Below are 17,416 nucleotides of genomic sequence, written 5' to 3' on the forward strand. Positions count from 1 at the left end.
CCCAATCGCTGGATTTTCGCGGCTCCAGCCTATATCTGAGGGCGGTCCTCCACCTCATTTCCGGATTCCATGACGCCGCCGCGCAAGCTGCACATCAAATCATATGGCTGCCAGATGAACGTCTACGATGCCCAGCGCATGGTGGACACGCTGGCCCCGGAAGGATTCGTGGAGACGGCCAGCGCTGATGACGCCGACCTCGTCATCCTCAACACCTGCCATATCCGCGAGAAGGCCTCGGAAAAGGTCTATTCGGAGCTCGGCCGCCTGCGCGTCGCCAAGGACGCCGCCGCGCGCGACGGGCGGACCATGCAGATCGCGGTCGCGGGCTGCGTGGCACAGGCCGAAGGCGAGGAGATCGTGCGCCGTGCACCCGCGGTCGACGTCGTGGTGGGACCGCAGAGCTATCATCATTTGCCGCAGCTGTTGAAGCGCGCCGGCCATGAAGGCCGCGCCATCGAGACCGAATTCCCGGCCCAGGACAAGTTCGGCTTCCTGGCCCAGCCCAAGCCCGGCGCGATCCGCGCCCGCGGCATTTCCGCTTTCGTCACGGTGCAGGAGGGCTGCGACAAGTTCTGCACCTTCTGCGTCGTGCCTTACACGCGTGGTTCGGAAGTCTCGCGGCCGGTGGCAAAGATTGTCGACGACGTGAAGCGGCTCACCGAGAACGGCGTGCGCGAGCTCACGCTGATCGGGCAGAACGTCAACGCCTATCACGGCGAGGGACTGGACGGAAAAAGCTGGCCGCTTGGCAGACTGCTGGAGCATCTCGCGGCGCTCCCGGGCGTCGCGCGGCTGCGTTATTCGACCAGCCATCCGCGCGATGTCGATGACAGCTTGATTGCAGCCCATCGCGATCTCGGCGCGCTGATGCCGTTCGTGCACCTGCCGGTGCAGTCGGGCTCGGACCGGATTCTGGCCGCCATGAACCGGAAACATACCGCCGATGATTATCGGCGTGTCGTCGACCGTTTCCGGTCCGCACGCCAAGACATTGCTTTCTCATCAGATTTTATCGTCGGCTTCCCAGGCGAGAGCGAGCAAGATTTTCTCGCGACCCTCGCGCTCGTCACGCAAATCGGCTACGCTGCGGCGTATTCGTTCAAATACTCCGCCCGGCCGGGAACGCCGGCCGCGGACATGCAGGAGACGGTGTCCCCCTCCGAGATGGACCAGCGATTGGAGCGGCTCCAGGAACTGATCGACAGCCAGCAATCGGCCTTCAACAAGGCTGCGATTGGCTCAACGGTCGATGTGCTGTTCGAGCGTCCGGCCCGCAAGGACGGCCAGATCGTCGGCCGGACCGCATTCCTCCAGCCCGCGCATGTGATGGCCTCGCCCGACATCATCGGACAGATCCTGCCGGTCCGGATCGACAGTCTCGAACGCTACAGCTTCCTCGGCGAGCTCGCCATGGCGCACGAGCCCGCTTTATCGCCCATCGCCACTGGAGCCTGAACCCTTGCCCAAAAGCGCATCGGATTCGTCTTCTTCCATCGCTCCTAACCGCAAATTTGACCGCGACATGCAGGTTCCACCCGAGACCCAGGTCGTCATCGACTTCGACGACAACCGCGCCGCATCCGCGCTGGTCGGCCCTTACGGCCAGCATCTGGCACAGATCGAACGGCGGCTCGGCGTCGTCGTCGATTCCAAGGGCAACCACATCACGATTGGCGGCTCGCGCGACGGCTGCGATGCGGCGCGCCGCGTGCTGGAGACGCTCTACGCCCAGGCCGTGAAGGGACAGGATCTCGACCAGGGCGAGGTCGAGGGCGCGATCCGAGCCGTGATCGCGCAGGGCTCGCTGTTCGAGTTCGACGCCAAGTCGGCCAAATCCACCTTCGACAGCATCAATCTGCGCAAGCGCCCGGTGCGCGCGCGCACGGCGGCGCAGGATTCCTACATCCGCGCGCTGAAGCGCCACGAGTTGGTGTTCGGCATCGGCCCCGCCGGCACCGGCAAGACCTGGCTCGCGGTCGCCCATGCCGCGCAACTGTTCGAGCGCAAGGAAGTCGACAAGATCATCCTGTCCCGTCCGGCGGTGGAAGCCGGCGAGCGGCTCGGCTTTTTGCCCGGCGATCTCCGCGAGAAGGTCGATCCTTATCTTCGCCCGATCTACGACGCGCTCTATGACCTGATGGACGCGCGTATCGTCGAGCGCGCGCTGCAGACCGGCGAGATCGAGATCGCGCCGCTTGCCTTCATGCGCGGTCGCACGCTGACCAACGCGGCCATCATCCTGGATGAGGCGCAGAACACCACGTCGATGCAGATGAAGATGTTTTTGACCCGTCTCGGCGAGAACAGCCGCATGATCGTCACCGGCGATCCCTCGCAGATCGACTTGCCGAACGGCCAGACCTCGGGCCTCGCCGAGGCGACGCGCCTGCTGAGCGGCGTCGAAGGCATTGCGCAAGTTCATTTCAAGGCCGAAGACGTGATCCGCCACGAACTCGTGGCGCGGATCGTCTCCGCCTACGAAGGGGCACCGCAGCGGCCGGCCGCCGGTAAATCCTGACGAGACAGCAACCGGACCATATGGGCGCGGACTAGCCGCCCCTTCGTTCCGAACAAGGACAATGTCACACTCCAACCTTCCCATCACCGAGGTCCTCGTCGTCGCCGATTGCTGGCAGCGGGAGCCCGAATCCGAAGCCGTGATCCAGCGCGCCGTGGCGGCCGCCGCCGAGAATGTCGACGAAGACGTTGCGGAGGCGGAAGTGGCGGTGATGCTGACCGATGATGCCGGCATCCGCACGCTGAACAGCAACTGGCGCGGCATCGACAAGCCGACCAACGTGCTGTCGTTTCCCGCGCTGCAGCCGGAAGGCGAATGGAAACCGGGCGATGCCCCGCGCATGCTCGGCGACATCGCGATCGCCTACGAGACCATGCGGCGTGAGGCGGACGAGGAACAAAAGCCGTTCGATCATCATTTGAGCCATCTCGCCGTGCACGGTTTCCTACATCTGGTCGGCTACGACCACGAAAATGAAGACGACGCCGAGGAAATGGAAGCGCTCGAACGAGAGATCCTGGCTCATCTCGGCATTCCCGACCCCTATGCCGACCGCCCAGGGACGCATTGAGATGCCGGATTCGGACCCGATTCAAGACAATCCGCGCACCACGGCCAATTTGCCGGTTGTGGTAACGCCCGGCGAGGTGATGCGCCCGACCGCGGAAGGCTGGCTGCTGCGTGCCATTCGCAGCCTGTTCGGCTGGAAGGCGGGTTCGGTGCGCGACGACCTCCAGGTCGTGCTCGACGCCACGACGCCGGACGACACCGGCTTCTCGACGGTCGAGCGCACCATGCTGCGCAACATCCTCGGCCTGCACGAGCGTCGCATCGCCGATGTCATGGTGCATCGCGCCGACATCATCGCGGTGAAGCGCGACATCCCGCTCGGCGAGTTGATGGACCGCTTCGAGAGCGCCGGCCATTCGCGCCTTGTAGTCTACAACGAGACGCTCGACGATCCCGTCGGCATCGTCCATATCCGCGATCTGCTCGCCTTCATGACCGCGCGTGCGCGCGTGTCGGGGGTGACGAAAACCAAGCGCAAGAAGCCGCTGCCGGCCGGGCTCGATCTGCGTACGGTCGATCTCGCGCTGCCGCTCGAAGAAGCGCGCATCATCCGCAAGCTGCTCTACGTGCCGCCATCGATGCGGGCGATCGACCTGCTCGCGCAGATGCAGGCCACCCGCATCCATCTGGCGCTGGTGGTCGACGAATATGGCGGCAGTGATGGCCTGGTCTCGCTCGAGGACATCGTCGAGCAGATCGTCGGCGAGATCGACGACGAGCATGACAGCGACGAGCCGCCCTCGATCGTGCGGCTGCCCGACAACGCTTTCATCGCCGACGCCCGCGCCAGCCTCGACGACGTCCGCACCGTGATCGGCGAGGATTTCGTCACCGGGGAGGCCGGCGAGGAAGTGGAGACGCTGGGCGGTTATCTCGTCAGCTTCGTCGGGCGCCTGCCGGTGCGCGGCGAGGTGATCTCGGGCCCTGGCCATTACGAGATCGAGGTGCTCGATGCCGATCCGCGCCGGGTCAAGCGACTGCGGATCTCGACGCGAAAGGAGCGTCCCGCGCCGCGCACCCAGCGCGAGAGCCGGCGCCGCGAGGCTGCGCCGGACGGCAGCCAGCCGGCGGCCAGCGACACGCCCACCCCGCCGCCGAGCGACGGGACCGGTCCGCAGTGAGCCCGTTCCAGCGATTTCGCCAGATCGCGCTTGCCATCATCCTGACCTGGGGATGGAAGCGCGCGCTCGTCGCGATGGCTGCCGGCGCGCTCTCGGTGCTGGCGCTGGCGCCGTTCAACGCGTTCCCGGTGCTGTTCATCACCTTCCCGGTGCTGGTCTGGCTGATCGACGGCGCCGGCGCCGGACGATATCGCGGCGTCCCGGCCGCAGCGCTGACCGGCTACTGGTTTGGACTCGGCTATTTCGTGCCCGGCCTCTACTGGATCGGCTACGCCTTCTTCGTCGACGCCGATGTATTCGCCTGGCTGACACCGTTCGCGGTGCTGGGCCTGCCGGCCTATCTTTCCATATTCACGGCGATGGGCTTTGCGCTCGCCCGCCTGCTCTGGACAAAGAATGCGACGCGCGTGCTTGCGCTGGCGGCAAGCCTCACCATCACCGAATGGCTGCGCGGTCATGCGCTGACCGGCTTTCCCTGGAACGCGTTCGGCTATGCGCTCTCCGAGCCGCTGCCGCTGGCACAAACGGCGTCGCTGATCGGCCTGTGGGGCATGACGTTCCTGACGGTTGCGATCTTCGCGAGCCCGGCGGCGCTGATCGACCGCACGCCCGATCGCCGCCTGGCGTGGCGCGCACCGGCCGCAGCCGTGGCGCTCCTGCTTGTCATGAGCATCTTCGGCGCGATCCGCCTGTCGCTGCATCCGACCACGATGGTCGCGGGCACCAAGTTGCGCCTGATGCAGCCGGATCTCCAGCAGGACGCGAAGTTCAACTACGCCGCCAAGGCGGAGGTGATGAAGAAATATCTGGCCTTGTCGGACCGCGCCTCCGGGCCGCAATCGACCGGCGTGCGCGATGCCACCATCCTGATCTGGCCGGAATCCGCCTTCCCGTTCTTCCTGACTCGCGAAGCCGACGCGATGGCGCAAATCGCGGAGCTTCTGCCCAAGGGCACGGTGCTGATCACGGGCTCGGTCCGCGCGCCCGACCTGCCGCGGGGCACGCCGATCACACGCGCCTATAATTCGATTTACGTGATCGACCACGACGGCAGCGTGCTCTCTATGTACGACAAGCTGCATTTGGTGCCGTTCGGCGAATTTCTTCCCTATCAGGGCTTGATGGAGAAGCTCGGTTTCGAGCAACTCACGCGTGTGCGCGGCGGCTTCATTCCCGGCACCGTGCGGCATGCGCTCCCGGTCCCCGGTGCGCCGTCCGCGCTGCCGCTCATCTGCTACGAAGCTATCTTCCCCGGTGAGGTGGCTGGACGCAATGAACGTCCGGGCTGGATCGTGAATCTCACCAATGACGGCTGGTTCGGAATCTCGACCGGCCCCTACCAACACCTCGAACAGGCGCGGATGCGCGCGATCGAGCTCGGATTGCCGCTGGTTCGCTCCGCCAATACCGGCGTTTCCGCAGTGATCGATCCGGTGGGACGCGTCGTCGCCAGCCTCGGTCTCGGGATCGAAGGTATTTTGGATGCAGATCTGCCCGCCGCGATCCCGCCGACCATCTATGCACGCGTAGGCGATGTACCCGCGGCCATGCTTGTCGCGCTCGCCGTGTTTTGGGCGGTCCGCCGACGTGTTGCCAAACGGCACCTCTGATCGCGCAGCCGCGGCCGATAACTTTTGACAACCGTAGTCCCACGGTTGACAGACTGCACGCGGCCTCCTCATTCTGCACCGGCTGCAAAAGACAGTGGGTATTGCTAAATTTCTCCGCAATGTTTCCCAATAACAGGGTCTGATTTTGACGTTGCTTACACCTGAGGCATTCCTGATTGCGCCGAAGGTGATGTTTGGAGGGCTGAGGAAATGTCGAAAGCGCCCAACCCTGTTGACAAATATGTCGGCAGTCGCGTGCGGATGCGCCGCATCATGTTGGGCATGAGCCAGGAAAAGCTGGGTGAAGCTTTGGGCCTGACCTTCCAACAAGTTCAGAAATACGAAAAGGGCACAAACCGGGTCGGCGCGAGCCGCATCCAGCAAATTGCCGAAATTCTCCAGGTGCCGGTGTCGTTCCTGTTCGAGGGCGGTCCGAGCGGCGTGGCGGGGCCGGACGGCTTCGCAGAAGGCGCATCGCCGTCTTACGTCTCGGATTTCCTCGCGACTTCCGAAGGACTCGCCCTGACCAAGGCGTTCACCCGAATCACCGATTCCAAGATGCGCCGCTCGATCGTCGATCTCGTCGAGCAGATCGCGGCCCGCGAAGGCCCCGATAAGCGCTGAGGCGGTATCTCAATTCGATTTGAGGCTGCGTCAAATCTGGCCTATGTCGTCATTTGTGGCCGCGCTTTGATGCGCGTCTTCCTCGATGATGCGATTCAAAGGCACAGATGCGCTCATGGTCAGCTCCAATTGGTTCGATTCCCAAACTATTCTCGATGGCATCCGCCGCTGGGTGGAGGTCGAGACGCCAACGGACGCGCCTGAACAGGTCAACAAGCTGGTCTCGATGGTCGCGGAGCAATACCGCGACCTCCCTGTTACGCTCGAGCGCATCGCCGGCGTCGATGGCTGCGGCGATCATCTCGTGGCGCGCTCGACCTGGGGTCAGGACCGGCCCGGCATCCTGGTGCTGAGCCACCTCGATACCGTTCACCCCATGGGATTCATCGAGCGCCTGCCGTTCAAGGTCGAAGGCGACAGCGCATTCGGTCCCGGCATCTACGACATGAAGGGCGGCGCCTACATCGCCCATCACGCCTTTCGCGCGCTTTGTGCCACGGCCGATCGCTCGCCGCTCGGCATCACCCATCTGTTCACCTCCGACGAGGAGATCGGCAGCCCCACCTCTCGCGCACTCATCGAGACCGAAGGGCGCAAAGCGAAGTACGTGCTGGTGACGGAGCCGGCCCGCGACGGCGGCAAGATCGTCACCGGCCGCAAGGGCGTCGGGCGATTCGAAGTGTTCATCAAGGGCGTGCCCGCGCATGCCGGCACGCGGCCCCAGGATGGCCGCAGCGCGATCCGCGAGCTCGCCAACGTCATCCTGGCGCTGGAAGCGATGAACGATCTGGCGCGCGGCGTCACCGTCAATGTCGGCGTGGTGCGCGGCGGCACGCGGCCCAACGTGACGCCGGAAGAAGCCTATGCCGAAATCGATCTGCGCGTGCTGAGCCTGAAGGACGCGGATGAATTCGTCGGCAAGATCCTCGCCCTGACATCGAAGACGGATGGCGTCACCGTCAAGGTCACGGGCGGGCTCAATCGTCCGCCTTACGAGAAGAGCAATGCCGGCGCCTCGCTGTACGAACATGCGAAGACGGTTGCCACGGAGATCGGCTTCGAGCTGGTCGACGTTCACACCGGCGGCGGCTCGGACGGTAATTTCACCGCCGCCCACACCGCGACGCTCGACGGGCTCGGCGTCGACGGTAAGGGCGCGCACACTCATTATGAGCAGCTCTATGTCTCGTCGCTCGAACCGCGCGCGCGGCTGCTTCATCGCCTGTACCAGACGCTACGATGAGTGAGCGCAAATCAGATCCCGATCGCGAGGACAGCGAGCGCGCCTTCTTCGGACGCCGCAAGGGCCACAAGCTCAGGCAGCACCAGGCCGAGCTGATCGATCATTTGCTGCCGCGTCTTGCGCTCGCCATCGATCGCGAAGCACCGGCGGATGCCCGCGAGATCTTCGTGCCCGCAGCCGACGATTTGCGGCTCGAGATCGGCTTCGGCGGCGGCGAGCATCTTGCGGCGGAAGCGCAAAACTTCGCAACAACCGGCTTCATCGGCTGCGAGCCCTACGTCAACGGCATGGCGAAGATCCTCGCGCAGATCGAGGTCGCCGACATCGGCAACATCCGCCTGTTCGCAGGCGATGCTGCCGAGCTCCTGGCCTGGCTGCCGAAGGCTTCGCTGTCGCGGATCGACCTGATCCATCCCGATCCCTGGCCGAAACGGCGGCACTGGAAGCGGCGCTTCGTCCAGGACCGGACCATCGCCGCGATGGCGCGCGTGTTGAAAGCCGGCGGCGAGTTTCGTTTCGTTTGCGACATCGACGATTATTGCGCCTGGACGCTGTCGCATCTGTCGCGCTCGACGGATTTCGTCTGGCTTGCGGAGCGCGCTGATGATTTCCGGCAGCCCTGGGCTGGCTACACCATGACGCGTTACGGCAGGAAAGCCGCGCGCGAGGGACGCAAGGCGGCGTATCTGCGATTCAGGCGGGTCTAGATCGTCTGCCGATTGCGCCAGAAATTCACGACGCGCTCGGCGGTCGTCGGCATCAGCCGCGTGAAGTTCGCGCGCGCCTGCTCAAGATCGGCGTCGGCTGGCGTGCGATTCGGGCCGTACCACATCAGGATCAGCGCCCGCACCGTCGGCCAGCTGACATTCAGTACGCGCGCGAGAACCAGAATTGGATCGTAGCGGTCACCCGTGATCAGGCGGTCGAGGACCGTGAGGCGGACGCCGGACATCGCCGAAAGCGAGGCGATCGCCTCCTCGTATTTGTGCGCCTTCGCGAATCCAAGCAGCGCGCTCTCGCCAAGATGACCCTCGCGATGCAAGGCCAGCACCGTGCGCTGCGCCCCCGAGAAATCGCGACGCGGGCCCGGCGGCAGCGTGGCTTCCTCGATGGCCGCCATGGCGCGCTTGATCTCGACCTGGCGCACGGGATTGACCACGCTCGAGAGGCGACGGCGGATGACGTCGAGCGTGCCGTCGAGAAGTTGTTTCAGGTTCTCACCCGAAAGATCGCTACGCTGGCCGATCCTGAGAGTCAGCACGCCATCCTGCGCGGCACGCTTGATCAGCTCGGAATAGCTGCCGGGCGAGAACGCCGCGCCGGAATTGCCCGCGGCGCGGCGCACCACGTCGCGATCGCCGCGCTCGACCAGCACGTCGGTGATGACGGCCGACAGCGTGGGGCGTTCGCTCATCGCCAGCAGATGGCCCTGGCCCTTCAGTCGCGCGATCTCGACGAGAGCAGCGTCGTCGAGCACGGGCGAATGGCGCAGCACGGGGCCCGCCACCGCGATTTCGTTTTCGCGCGCGAGCTGGCTCACGAGGTGCCGCGGCGCGTTGTTCAGGCGCGAGAAGCGTTCGGCGAGATCGACGCGCGAGGCGAGCTCGGCATGCGGGACGAGATCGATCAGCAGGTTGTCGAAGAGATCGATGACATCGGGACGAAGGTTCTCGGCGTCCTGAAAGAACAATTGGGAGATGGCGTGCGCGATCTCGCCGCGACGCCGCGGGTCGCCGCGTTTGACGATATCGTCCAGTCCGGGAATGAGCGACGTGGCAACGGTCATGAAACGCAAACTCGTACGGGGCACGCCGCGGGTGCGCCCTCGGTCCAAGCCGCCCCACAATCAGGGAATTTAGGCCTCGGAGGTGAAGGAAGCGTTGCGCGCGGCCGCGGGCCGGGCGCAAAAAGCCTAGCCTGCCCTGCATGGGCCTTGTCCGGGAAGACGGAAAGGGCTATATCAGCGCCAATTCATCTTCTCATACGATCCGCGTAGTGAGAGTGGGCCCGAAAGGACCCGCTCTTTTTTATTACCTGAAGGCGGCTTGGTGGAAGATATGCGGCCCGGCGATCTGTCGGGAGAGTTCCGAAGCGAGCTTTGAGATCTTAAACCAAGCCTTAACCATATCGAGCGCCTTGACCTCTGACATGACCGAACCGAACCCTGGTTCCACGGATGCCGAATTGCTGGCCGAGCCGAGGCTCGTGGTCGAGCCGGGCGTGGCGGCACGGGTGTCCGCGGTCGCCGGGCCGGTGCTCGAAGGCATGGGCTACCGCCTGGTGCGGATCCGCATTTCCGGGGAATCCGGCTGCACCGTGCAGGTCATGGCCGAGCGGCCGGACGGCTCCATGCAGATCGAGGATTGCGAGGCGATCTCGCGGGCGCTGTCGCCCGTGCTCGACGTCGCCGATCCCGTCGATCGCGCCTACCGGCTGGAAATCTCCTCGCCGGGGATCGACCGCCCGCTGGTGCGCCGCTCCGATTTCGAACGTTATGCCGGCCATCTGGTGAAGATCGAGATGGCGGTCGCCCACGAGGGGCGGAAGCGGTTCCGCGGCACGATCGGCCCCGTCGAAGGCGACCGGTTGCATCTGCATCGCGACGACGTCAAGGGGACCGAGGCTGCCGACGTTCTCCTGACGATGGAAGACATCGCCGAGGCTCGGCTGGTGCTGACCGACGAGCTGATCGCGGAATCCATGCGCCGCGGCAAGGCCCAGGCACGCGAGATGCGCCGCAATCTCGGCCTTGAGCCGCCGGCGGCACCGCACGCCAGCATCAGCGAAAAGACGACCAAGAACACCAAGCCGACTAAGAAGCCGGCGCCGGCCCCTACGAAGAAGCCGGCTCCGACCAATACCAAGAAACATCGCCTGGCCGCCGAACGCGCGCGACGAGGCGAGATCGATCCTGACGAAGGAGACTAGCCATGGCAGTCAGCGCCAATCGACTTGAATTGCTTCAGATCGCCGACGCCGTTGCGCGCGAGAAATCGATCGACCGCGGCATCGTCATCGCGGCGATGGAGGATGCCATCGCCAAGGCGGCGCGGGCCCGTTACGGCAGCGAGACCGACGTTCATGCCGAGATCGACCCGAAGAAGGGCGAGCTGCGGTTGTCGCGCCACATGCTGGTGGTCGAAACGGTCGAAAACCATTCCAACCAGATCTCGCTGGTGGATGCGCAGCGCGCCAATCCCGGTGCCCAGGTCGGCGACACCATCGCCGACACCCTGCCGCCGCTGGAATATGGCCGCATCGCCGCGCAGTCGGCCAAGCAGGTGATCGTGCAAAAGGTGCGCGAAGCCGAGCGCGACCGGCAATATATGGAATTCAAGGACCGCATCGGCGACATCGTCAACGGCGTCGTCAAGCGCGTCGAATACGGCAGCGTGATCGTCGATCTTGGCCGCGGCGAGGCCATCATCCGCCGCGACGAGATGCTGCCGCGCGAAGTGTTCCGCAACGGCGACCGCGTCCGGGCCTACATCTTCGACGTCCGCCGCGAGACCCGGGGCCCGCAGATATTCCTCTCCCGCACCCATCCGCAGTTCATGGCCAAGCTGTTCGCGCAGGAAGTGCCCGAGATCTATGACGGCATCGTCGAGATCAAGGCGGTCGCCCGCGATCCCGGCTCGCGCGCAAAAATCGGCGTGATTTCCCGCGATTCCTCGGTCGATCCGGTCGGCGCCTGCGTCGGTATGCGCGGTTCGCGCGTGCAGGCGGTGGTGAACGAATTGCAGGGCGAGAAGATCGACATCATCCCGTGGTCGCCCGACATCGCGACCTTCGTGGTCAACGCGCTGGCGCCGGCCGAGGTCTCCAAGGTCGTCATCGACGAAGACCGCGAGCGCATCGAGGTCGTCGTGCCCGACACCAACAACCAGCTCTCGCTGGCGATCGGCCGCCGTGGCCAGAATGTGCGTCTGGCCTCGCAGCTCACCGGCTGGGACATCGACATCCTGACCGAGCAGGAGGAATCGGAGCGCCGCCAGGCCGATTTCGAGAACTCCACCCGCGTCTTCATGGAATCGCTCAACGTCGACGAAGTGGTCGGCCAATTGCTGGCGTCCGAAGGCTTCACCTCCGTCGAGGAACTCGCGATGGTGGATGTCAAGGAACTCGCCGGCATCGAAGGTTTCGACGAGGAGACCGCGCAGGAACTCCAGAACCGCGCCCGTGAATATCTCGAACAGCTCGAAGCCGAGCTCGAGGCCAGGCGCAAGGAGCTCGGCGTCGAGGACGCCGTAAAGGACGTGCCCGGCGTCACCTCGAAGATGCTGGTGAAGTTCGGCGAGAACGACATCAAGACGGTCGACGACCTCGCCGGCTGCGCCACGGACGATCTGGTCGGCTGGACCGAGCGCAAGGAAGGCGGCGAGCAGACCAAATATCCGGGCGCGCTCGATGGCCTCGATATCTCCCGTGACGATGCTGAAGCGATGATCATGCAGGCCCGCGTCAAGGCCGGCTGGATCACCGAGGCCGATCTCGCCAAGCCCGCTGAAGAGGCCGAGGCGACTGAAGATCAGCCGGCTTAGGGCGAAGGAGGATGTCACCCGGATGCTCGCCGATACTGACCTCGAACTCGACCATGGACCGCGGACCGAAAGGTCCGCGACCATGCGGATGTGTGCGGTCAGCCGCGAGGTCCGGCCGATCGACGAGCTGATCCGCTTCGTCGTCTCGCCCCAAGGGCATATAGTTCCCGATCTCAAGCGCAAGCTGCCCGGACGCGGGATGTGGGTCACCGCCTCGCGCGAGGTGGTTGCGGAAGCCGTTCGGCGTCACCATTTTACGAAAGCCTTCAAGCGCGAGCTGCGCATCCCTCAGACGCTTCCCGCCGACCTCGAGGCGCTCCTGGTCCGGAGCGTGGTCGAAGCCCTTGGGATTGCTGCCAAGGCGCGCCAGATCGTCGCCGGTTTCGGCAAGGTCGAAAGCGCGCTTCGGGAAGGTACGGTCGAGGTCCTGATCCATGCCAGCGACGGGGCCGCGGACGGAATCCGCAAATTGGACATGCTGGCGCGTCAAAATGAGGGAAATCGCGGCGCCAAGCCGCAGATTCCCGTCGTCACCGCACTAAAATCGACAGAATTGGATTTGGCACTTACCCGGTCAAATGTGATACATGCTGCCCTGCTCGCGGGCCCGGCGAGCAAGTCATTCCTGTCACGTAGCCAGATGCTGGTCCGATACCGGATGGCGGACGCTGACAGGACTGCCGAAAAGCCCGGCCAGGATTTCTGAGAGACAACGACCACCCGATAGCACGGTGCGGCAACGCACAAGACAACAAGATCAGGATTAGGACTGCTTAATGGTTGATACCAAGACCCCTGGCGACAAGAAGCTGAGCGTTCCGAGCAAGACGCTATCGCTCAAGCCGCGCGTCGAAACGGGCACCGTGCGCCAGAGCTTCAGTCATGGCCGTAGCAAGCAGGTCGTGGTCGAGAAGCGTGGCAAGCGCCGTGTCGACGGCAGCCCCGAGCCGCAGGTGGCCGAGGTGGCGAAGCCCGCGCCGGCCGCCGCCGCGCCCAAGCCTGCTCCGGCCCGCCCCGCGCCGCCGCGCAACGCCGGCTCCGGCGTGGTGCTGCGTACGTTGACCGAGGACGAACGTTCCGCCCGCGCCAGCGCCCTGGCCGATGCCAAGGTGCGCGAAGTCGAAGAGCGCCGCCATGCCGAGGAAGAGGCCCAGCGCCGCGCCGTCCGCGAAAGCGCCGAGCGGGCCGATCGCGAGGCCGCCGAAGCCCGCCGCAAGGCCGAGGAGGAGCGTCACCGCCACGAAGAGGAAGCCAAGCGGAAGGCCGAAACCGAGGCCAAGAAGCGTTTTGGCGAAGGCGAGCAGCCGCAATCTACGGCGCGCCCTGCAACCGCGACCTCGGCCGCTCCTGCAGCGCGACCCGGAGCGCCGATGGCGCGACCCGGCACAACCACCACGGCACGCCCGGGAACAACGACCGCACGGCCCGGAACGACCACGCAGCGGCCGGGAGGCCCGGTGGGCCGCGCCCCCGCTGTCGCAGCCGGACCGGACGAGGACGAGGGTCCGCGCCAGATCCGTCGCGGCCCCGGCGGCGCTGCGCGGCCTGTGGTCGCTCCCAAGCCCACCCACAAGCCCGGCCCGCAGAAGGAGCGCGGCCGCCTGACGGTCGTCACCGCCTTCAATGCCGACGACGTCCGCGAGCGCTCGATCGCCTCGTTCCGCCGCCGCACCCAGCGCCTGAAGGGCCATGCCGCGAACGAGCCGAAAGAAAAGCTCATCCGCGAGGTGGTCATTCCGGAAGCGATCACCATCCAGGAGCTCGCCAACCGCATGTCGGAGCGCGCGGTGGAAATCATCCGCATGCTGATGAAGCAGGGCGCGATTCACAAGATCACCGACGTGATCGATGCCGACACTGCGCAGCTGATCGCCGAGGAGCTTGGTCACACCGTCAAGCGCGTTGCCGCGTCCGACGTTGAAGAAGGCCTGTTCGACGCCATCGACGATTCCACCGATACCGAGCCGCGCTCACCGGTGGTGACCGTGATGGGTCACGTCGACCACGGCAAGACCTCGCTGCTCGACGCGCTCCGCCACGCCAACGTCGTCTCCGGCGAAGCCGGCGGCATCACCCAGCATATCGGCGCCTATCAGGTGCTGTCGCCCGAAAGCGGCAAGAAGATCACCTTCATCGACACGCCCGGCCACGCCGCGTTCACCGCGATGCGCGCCCGCGGCGCCAAGGTGACCGACATCGTCGTGCTGGTGGTTGCAGCCGACGACGGCGTGATGCCGCAGACGATCGAAGCCATCAACCACGCCAAGGCGGCGCGGGTGCCGATCATTGTTGCCATCAACAAGATCGACAAGCCCGACGCCAAGCCCGAGCGCGTGCGCACCGAGCTGCTCCAGCACGAGGTGCAGGTGGAATCCTTCGGTGGCGAAGTCGTCGACGTCGAAGTCTCGGCCAAGAACAAGACCAATCTCGACAAGCTGCTCGAGATGATCGCGCTCCAGGCCGACATCCTCGACCTCAAGACCAATTCGGATCGCCCGGCCGAAGGCACCGTGATCGAAGCCAAGCTCGATCGCGGCCGCGGTCCGGTCGCGACCGTTCTGGTCCAGCGCGGCACGCTCCGTGTCGGTGACATCATCGTCGCCGGCGCCGAAATGGGCCGCGTCCGCGCACTGATCTCGGATCAGGGCGAAACGGTGCAGGAGGCAGGTCCGTCAGTGCCGGTCGAGGTGCTCGGCTTCAACGGTCCGCCGGAAGCCGGCGATCGTCTCGCCGTGGTCGAGAACGAAGCCCGCGCCCGCCAGGTCACCAGCTACCGCGCGCACCAGAAGCGCGAGAACGCGGCTGCCTCGATCTCCGGCATGCGCGGCTCGCTCGAGCAGATGATGTCGCAGTTGAAGACGGCGGGCCGCAAGGAATTCCCGCTGATCATCAAGGCTGACGTGCAGGGCTCGCTGGAAGCGATCCTCGGCTCGCTGGAGAAGCTCGGCACCGACGAAGTCGCCGCGCGTATCCTGCATGCGGGTGTCGGCGGCATCTCGGAATCGGACGTGACGCTCGCGGAAGGCTTCAACGCCGCGATCATCGGCTTCTCGGTTCGTGCGAACAAGGAAGCCGCTGCGGCCGCCAAGCGCAACGGCATCGAGATCCGCTACTACAACATCATCTACGACCTCGTGGACGACGTGAAGAAGGCCATGAGCGGCCTGCTCGCGCCGACCCTGCGGGAAACCATGCTCGGCAATGCCGCGATCCTGGAGATCTTCAACATCTCCAAGGTCGGCAAGGTCGCGGGCTGCCGCGTCACCGACGGCACCGTGGAACGCGGCGCCAACGTGCGCCTGATCCGCGACAACGTCGTCGTGCACGAAGGCAAGCTGTCGACGCTGAAGCGCTTCAAGGACGAAGTGAAGGAAGTCCAGTCCGGTCAGGAATGCGGCATGGCCTTCGAGAACTATCACGACATGCGCGCCGGTGACGTCATCGAGTGTTACCGCGTGGAGACGATCCAGCGCTCCCTGTAAGTCCAAATCTTACCGAAGCGCCTGGATCTTTTTTGAACTGAATTGCGGGAGTGCGATGGCCAGATTTTTTCCGGCCATCCACCCCTCTTCGTTTCAGCAAGACAAATGACAATGCCCGTGTCCCAAAAGCGGGCACGACGAGGTGATTTTCAGACCATGCCCCGCCATCATCAGAAAAAGAGTTCCGCGTCCGGCGGCTCGCAACGTCAGTTGCGGGTCGGCGAGCAGGTTCGCCATGCGATAGCCGAGATTCTGGCGCAAGGCAGCGTGCATGATGCTGACCTTGAAGGCCACATCATCACCGTGCCGGAGGTGCGGATGTCGCCCGACCTGAAGCTCGCAACAGTCTATGTGATGCCACTTGGTGGCCGCGACACCGAGATCGTCCTCGTTGCGCTTGAGCGCAACAAGAAATTCCTGCGCGGCGAGGTCGCGCGGCGCGTTAACCTGAAATTTGCACCTGACCTTCGCTTCCGCGTCGACGAACGATTCGACGAAGCGGAACGGATCGAGAAGCTTTTGCGAACACCCGCGGTGCAGAAGGACCTGGAACAGGATCCGGATTCGGATCGGGAAGAAGAACGATGACGATGGACCCGGCTCACGGCACGATCGGCGGCGAAGAGACCGATCAGCTCGACGTGCAGAAAAATAATTTTGCGGACGTGAGCGGCAATTCTCAGCCGCATCAGGAGCCGCGCCGCGTCAATAACGATCCGCGCGCCAACAAGCAGAAGGGCAATCAGCCGCGCCGCGACCGCCGCGACGTCCACGGCTGGGTCGTGCTCGACAAGCCGATCGGCATGACCTCGACGCAGGCCGTTGCGGTGCTCAAGCGCCTGTTCAACGCCAAACGCGCCGGCCATGCCGGCACGCTCGATCCGCTGGCTTCCGGCGGCCTGCCGATCGCGCTTGGCGAGGCCACCAAGACCGTCCCCTTCGTCATGGACGGCCGCAAGCGCTACCGATTCATGGTGTGCTGGGGTGAGGAGCGCGACACCGACGACATCGAGGGCCGGGCGACCGCAACCTCGGACCAGCGCCCGACCCGGGAGGCCATCGAGGCCCTGCTGCCCCGTTTCACCGGAGTGATCCAGCAGATCCCGCCGCGCTACTCCGCGATCAAGGTCCAGGGCGAGCGCGCCTACGACCTCGCCCGCGACGGCGAGATCGTGGAGCTTGCCCCCCGTCCGGTCGAGATTCACCGTTTAAGCCTTGTAGATCAACCGGATAGCGACCGGGCCGTGTTCGAGGCCGAGTGCGGCAAGGGCACCTATGTCCGCGCGCTGGCCCGCGATATGGGCCGGATTCTCGGCACTTACGGCCATATCTGCGCGCTGCGGCGGACCCTGGTCGGCCCATTTGGCGAGAACGACATGATTCCGCTGGATCAGTTGGAGGCTTTGTGCGATAGAGCCGCGTCCGGCGAGGGTAGCCTCGCCGACGCGCTTATGCCCGTTGAGACCGCGCTGGACGACATCCCGGCACTGGCCGTCACTCGGGCTGATGCGGCAAGGCTCCATCGGGGCCAAGCCGTTTTGTTGCGCGGACGGGATGCGCCCACTTGTAGCGGCACAGTCTATGTCACGGTGGCAGGCCGGCTTCTCGCGCTTGCCGAAGTCGGCAATGGCGAAATCATCCCCAAGCGTGTGTTCAACCTGACCGGCCTGACTGCCAGCGCCGATCGCAACGAGAGAAATTGAC

15 protein-coding genes are annotated in these 17,416 nt (G+C 64.9%); 14 read left to right on the top strand and 1 reads right to left on the bottom strand.

The genetic code is table 11. The features are described from left to right. Nucleotides 1–69 precede the first annotated feature (69 nt). The 8 genes from miaB to trmB all read left to right on the top strand — a co-directional run bounded on the left by miaB (nucleotide 70) and on the right by trmB (nucleotide 8,396). A complete protein-coding gene (gene miaB / locus GWG67_RS08620) occupies nucleotides 70–1,458 on the top strand; it encodes a tRNA (N6-isopentenyl adenosine(37)-C2)-methylthiotransferase MiaB (RefSeq protein WP_275168754.1) in 1,389 nt (462 codons plus the stop codon). Nucleotides 1,459–1,462: 4 nt separating this feature from the next. Beyond that, nucleotides 1,463–2,521 carry a PhoH family protein gene (locus tag GWG67_RS08625; protein WP_275168756.1) on the top strand — a complete coding sequence of 353 codons (1,059 nt, stop codon included), beginning with the start codon at nucleotides 1,463–1,465 and terminating at the stop codon, nucleotides 2,519–2,521. Nucleotides 2,522–2,582: 61 nt separating this feature from the next. Further along, entirely contained in the window at nucleotides 2,583–3,092 is a 510-nt protein-coding gene (ybeY, locus tag GWG67_RS08630; RefSeq protein WP_275168758.1) for an rRNA maturation RNase YbeY, read from the top strand. Between the two features lies 1 nt (nucleotide 3,093). After that, nucleotides 3,094–4,212: a hemolysin family protein gene (locus GWG67_RS08635; protein ID WP_275168760.1), complete on the top strand. Its 1,119-nt coding sequence runs from the start codon at nucleotides 3,094–3,096 to the stop codon at nucleotides 4,210–4,212. Beyond that, nucleotides 4,209–5,822, top strand: a complete 1,614-nt coding sequence (gene lnt / locus GWG67_RS08640; RefSeq protein WP_275168762.1) for an apolipoprotein N-acyltransferase — start codon at nucleotides 4,209–4,211, stop codon at nucleotides 5,820–5,822. Before GWG67_RS08635 ends, lnt begins: the two co-directional genes overlap by 4 nt. Nucleotides 5,823–6,032: 210 nt before the next feature. Continuing rightward, the gene (locus GWG67_RS08645) at nucleotides 6,033–6,446 is read left to right on the top strand and encodes a helix-turn-helix domain-containing protein (RefSeq protein ID WP_007598327.1); all 414 of its coding nucleotides are present in this window, start codon (nucleotides 6,033–6,035) and stop codon (nucleotides 6,444–6,446) included. A gap of 85 nt (nucleotides 6,447–6,531) precedes the next feature. Continuing rightward, the gene (locus GWG67_RS08650; RefSeq protein WP_275168764.1) at nucleotides 6,532–7,689 is read left to right on the top strand and encodes a M20 family metallopeptidase; all 1,158 of its coding nucleotides are present in this window, start codon (nucleotides 6,532–6,534) and stop codon (nucleotides 7,687–7,689) included. Continuing rightward, on the top strand, nucleotides 7,686–8,396 hold the full coding sequence (trmB, locus tag GWG67_RS08655) for a tRNA (guanosine(46)-N7)-methyltransferase TrmB (protein WP_275168766.1): 711 nt from the start codon (nucleotides 7,686–7,688) through the stop codon (nucleotides 8,394–8,396). Before GWG67_RS08650 ends, trmB begins: the two co-directional genes overlap by 4 nt. Here trmB and GWG67_RS08660 read toward each other — a convergent pair. Continuing rightward, complete coding sequence (locus GWG67_RS08660; protein WP_275168768.1) at nucleotides 8,393–9,475, bottom strand: DUF2336 domain-containing protein; 1,083 nt, start codon at nucleotides 9,473–9,475, stop codon at nucleotides 8,393–8,395. The genes trmB and GWG67_RS08660 overlap by 4 nt on opposite strands. A 362-nt stretch (nucleotides 9,476–9,837) precedes the next feature. On the opposite strand from GWG67_RS08660, the gene rimP reads away from it, so the two are divergent. From rimP to truB, 6 genes are all read left to right on the top strand, one after another. Continuing rightward, complete coding sequence (gene rimP / locus GWG67_RS08665; RefSeq protein WP_275168770.1) at nucleotides 9,838–10,617, top strand: ribosome maturation factor RimP; 780 nt, start codon at nucleotides 9,838–9,840, stop codon at nucleotides 10,615–10,617. A 2-nt stretch (nucleotides 10,618–10,619) separates the two neighbouring features. Beyond that, nucleotides 10,620–12,230 carry a transcription termination factor NusA gene (gene nusA / locus GWG67_RS08670; protein ID WP_007598336.1) on the top strand — a complete coding sequence of 537 codons (1,611 nt, stop codon included), beginning with the start codon at nucleotides 10,620–10,622 and terminating at the stop codon, nucleotides 12,228–12,230. A 22-nt stretch (nucleotides 12,231–12,252) separates the two neighbouring features. Continuing rightward, a complete protein-coding gene (locus GWG67_RS08675) occupies nucleotides 12,253–12,936 on the top strand; it encodes an RNA-binding protein (protein WP_275168772.1) in 684 nt (227 codons plus the stop codon). Nucleotides 12,937–13,006: 70 nt separating this feature from the next. Beyond that, nucleotides 13,007–15,712 carry a translation initiation factor IF-2 gene (infB, locus tag GWG67_RS08680; RefSeq protein ID WP_275168774.1) on the top strand — a complete coding sequence of 902 codons (2,706 nt, stop codon included), beginning with the start codon at nucleotides 13,007–13,009 and terminating at the stop codon, nucleotides 15,710–15,712. Between the two features lie 156 nt (nucleotides 15,713–15,868). Continuing rightward, entirely contained in the window at nucleotides 15,869–16,300 is a 432-nt protein-coding gene (rbfA, locus tag GWG67_RS08685) for a 30S ribosome-binding factor RbfA (RefSeq protein ID WP_275169145.1), read from the top strand. Further along, nucleotides 16,297–17,415 carry a tRNA pseudouridine(55) synthase TruB gene (truB, locus tag GWG67_RS08690; protein WP_275168776.1) on the top strand — a complete coding sequence of 373 codons (1,119 nt, stop codon included), beginning with the start codon at nucleotides 16,297–16,299 and terminating at the stop codon, nucleotides 17,413–17,415. Before rbfA ends, truB begins: the two co-directional genes overlap by 4 nt. Nucleotide 17,416: the final 1 nt, after the last annotated feature.

It is taken from the genome of Bradyrhizobium sp. CSS354 (assembly GCF_029051725.1).
In the GTDB taxonomy this organism is placed as follows: domain Bacteria; phylum Pseudomonadota; class Alphaproteobacteria; order Rhizobiales; family Xanthobacteraceae; genus Bradyrhizobium.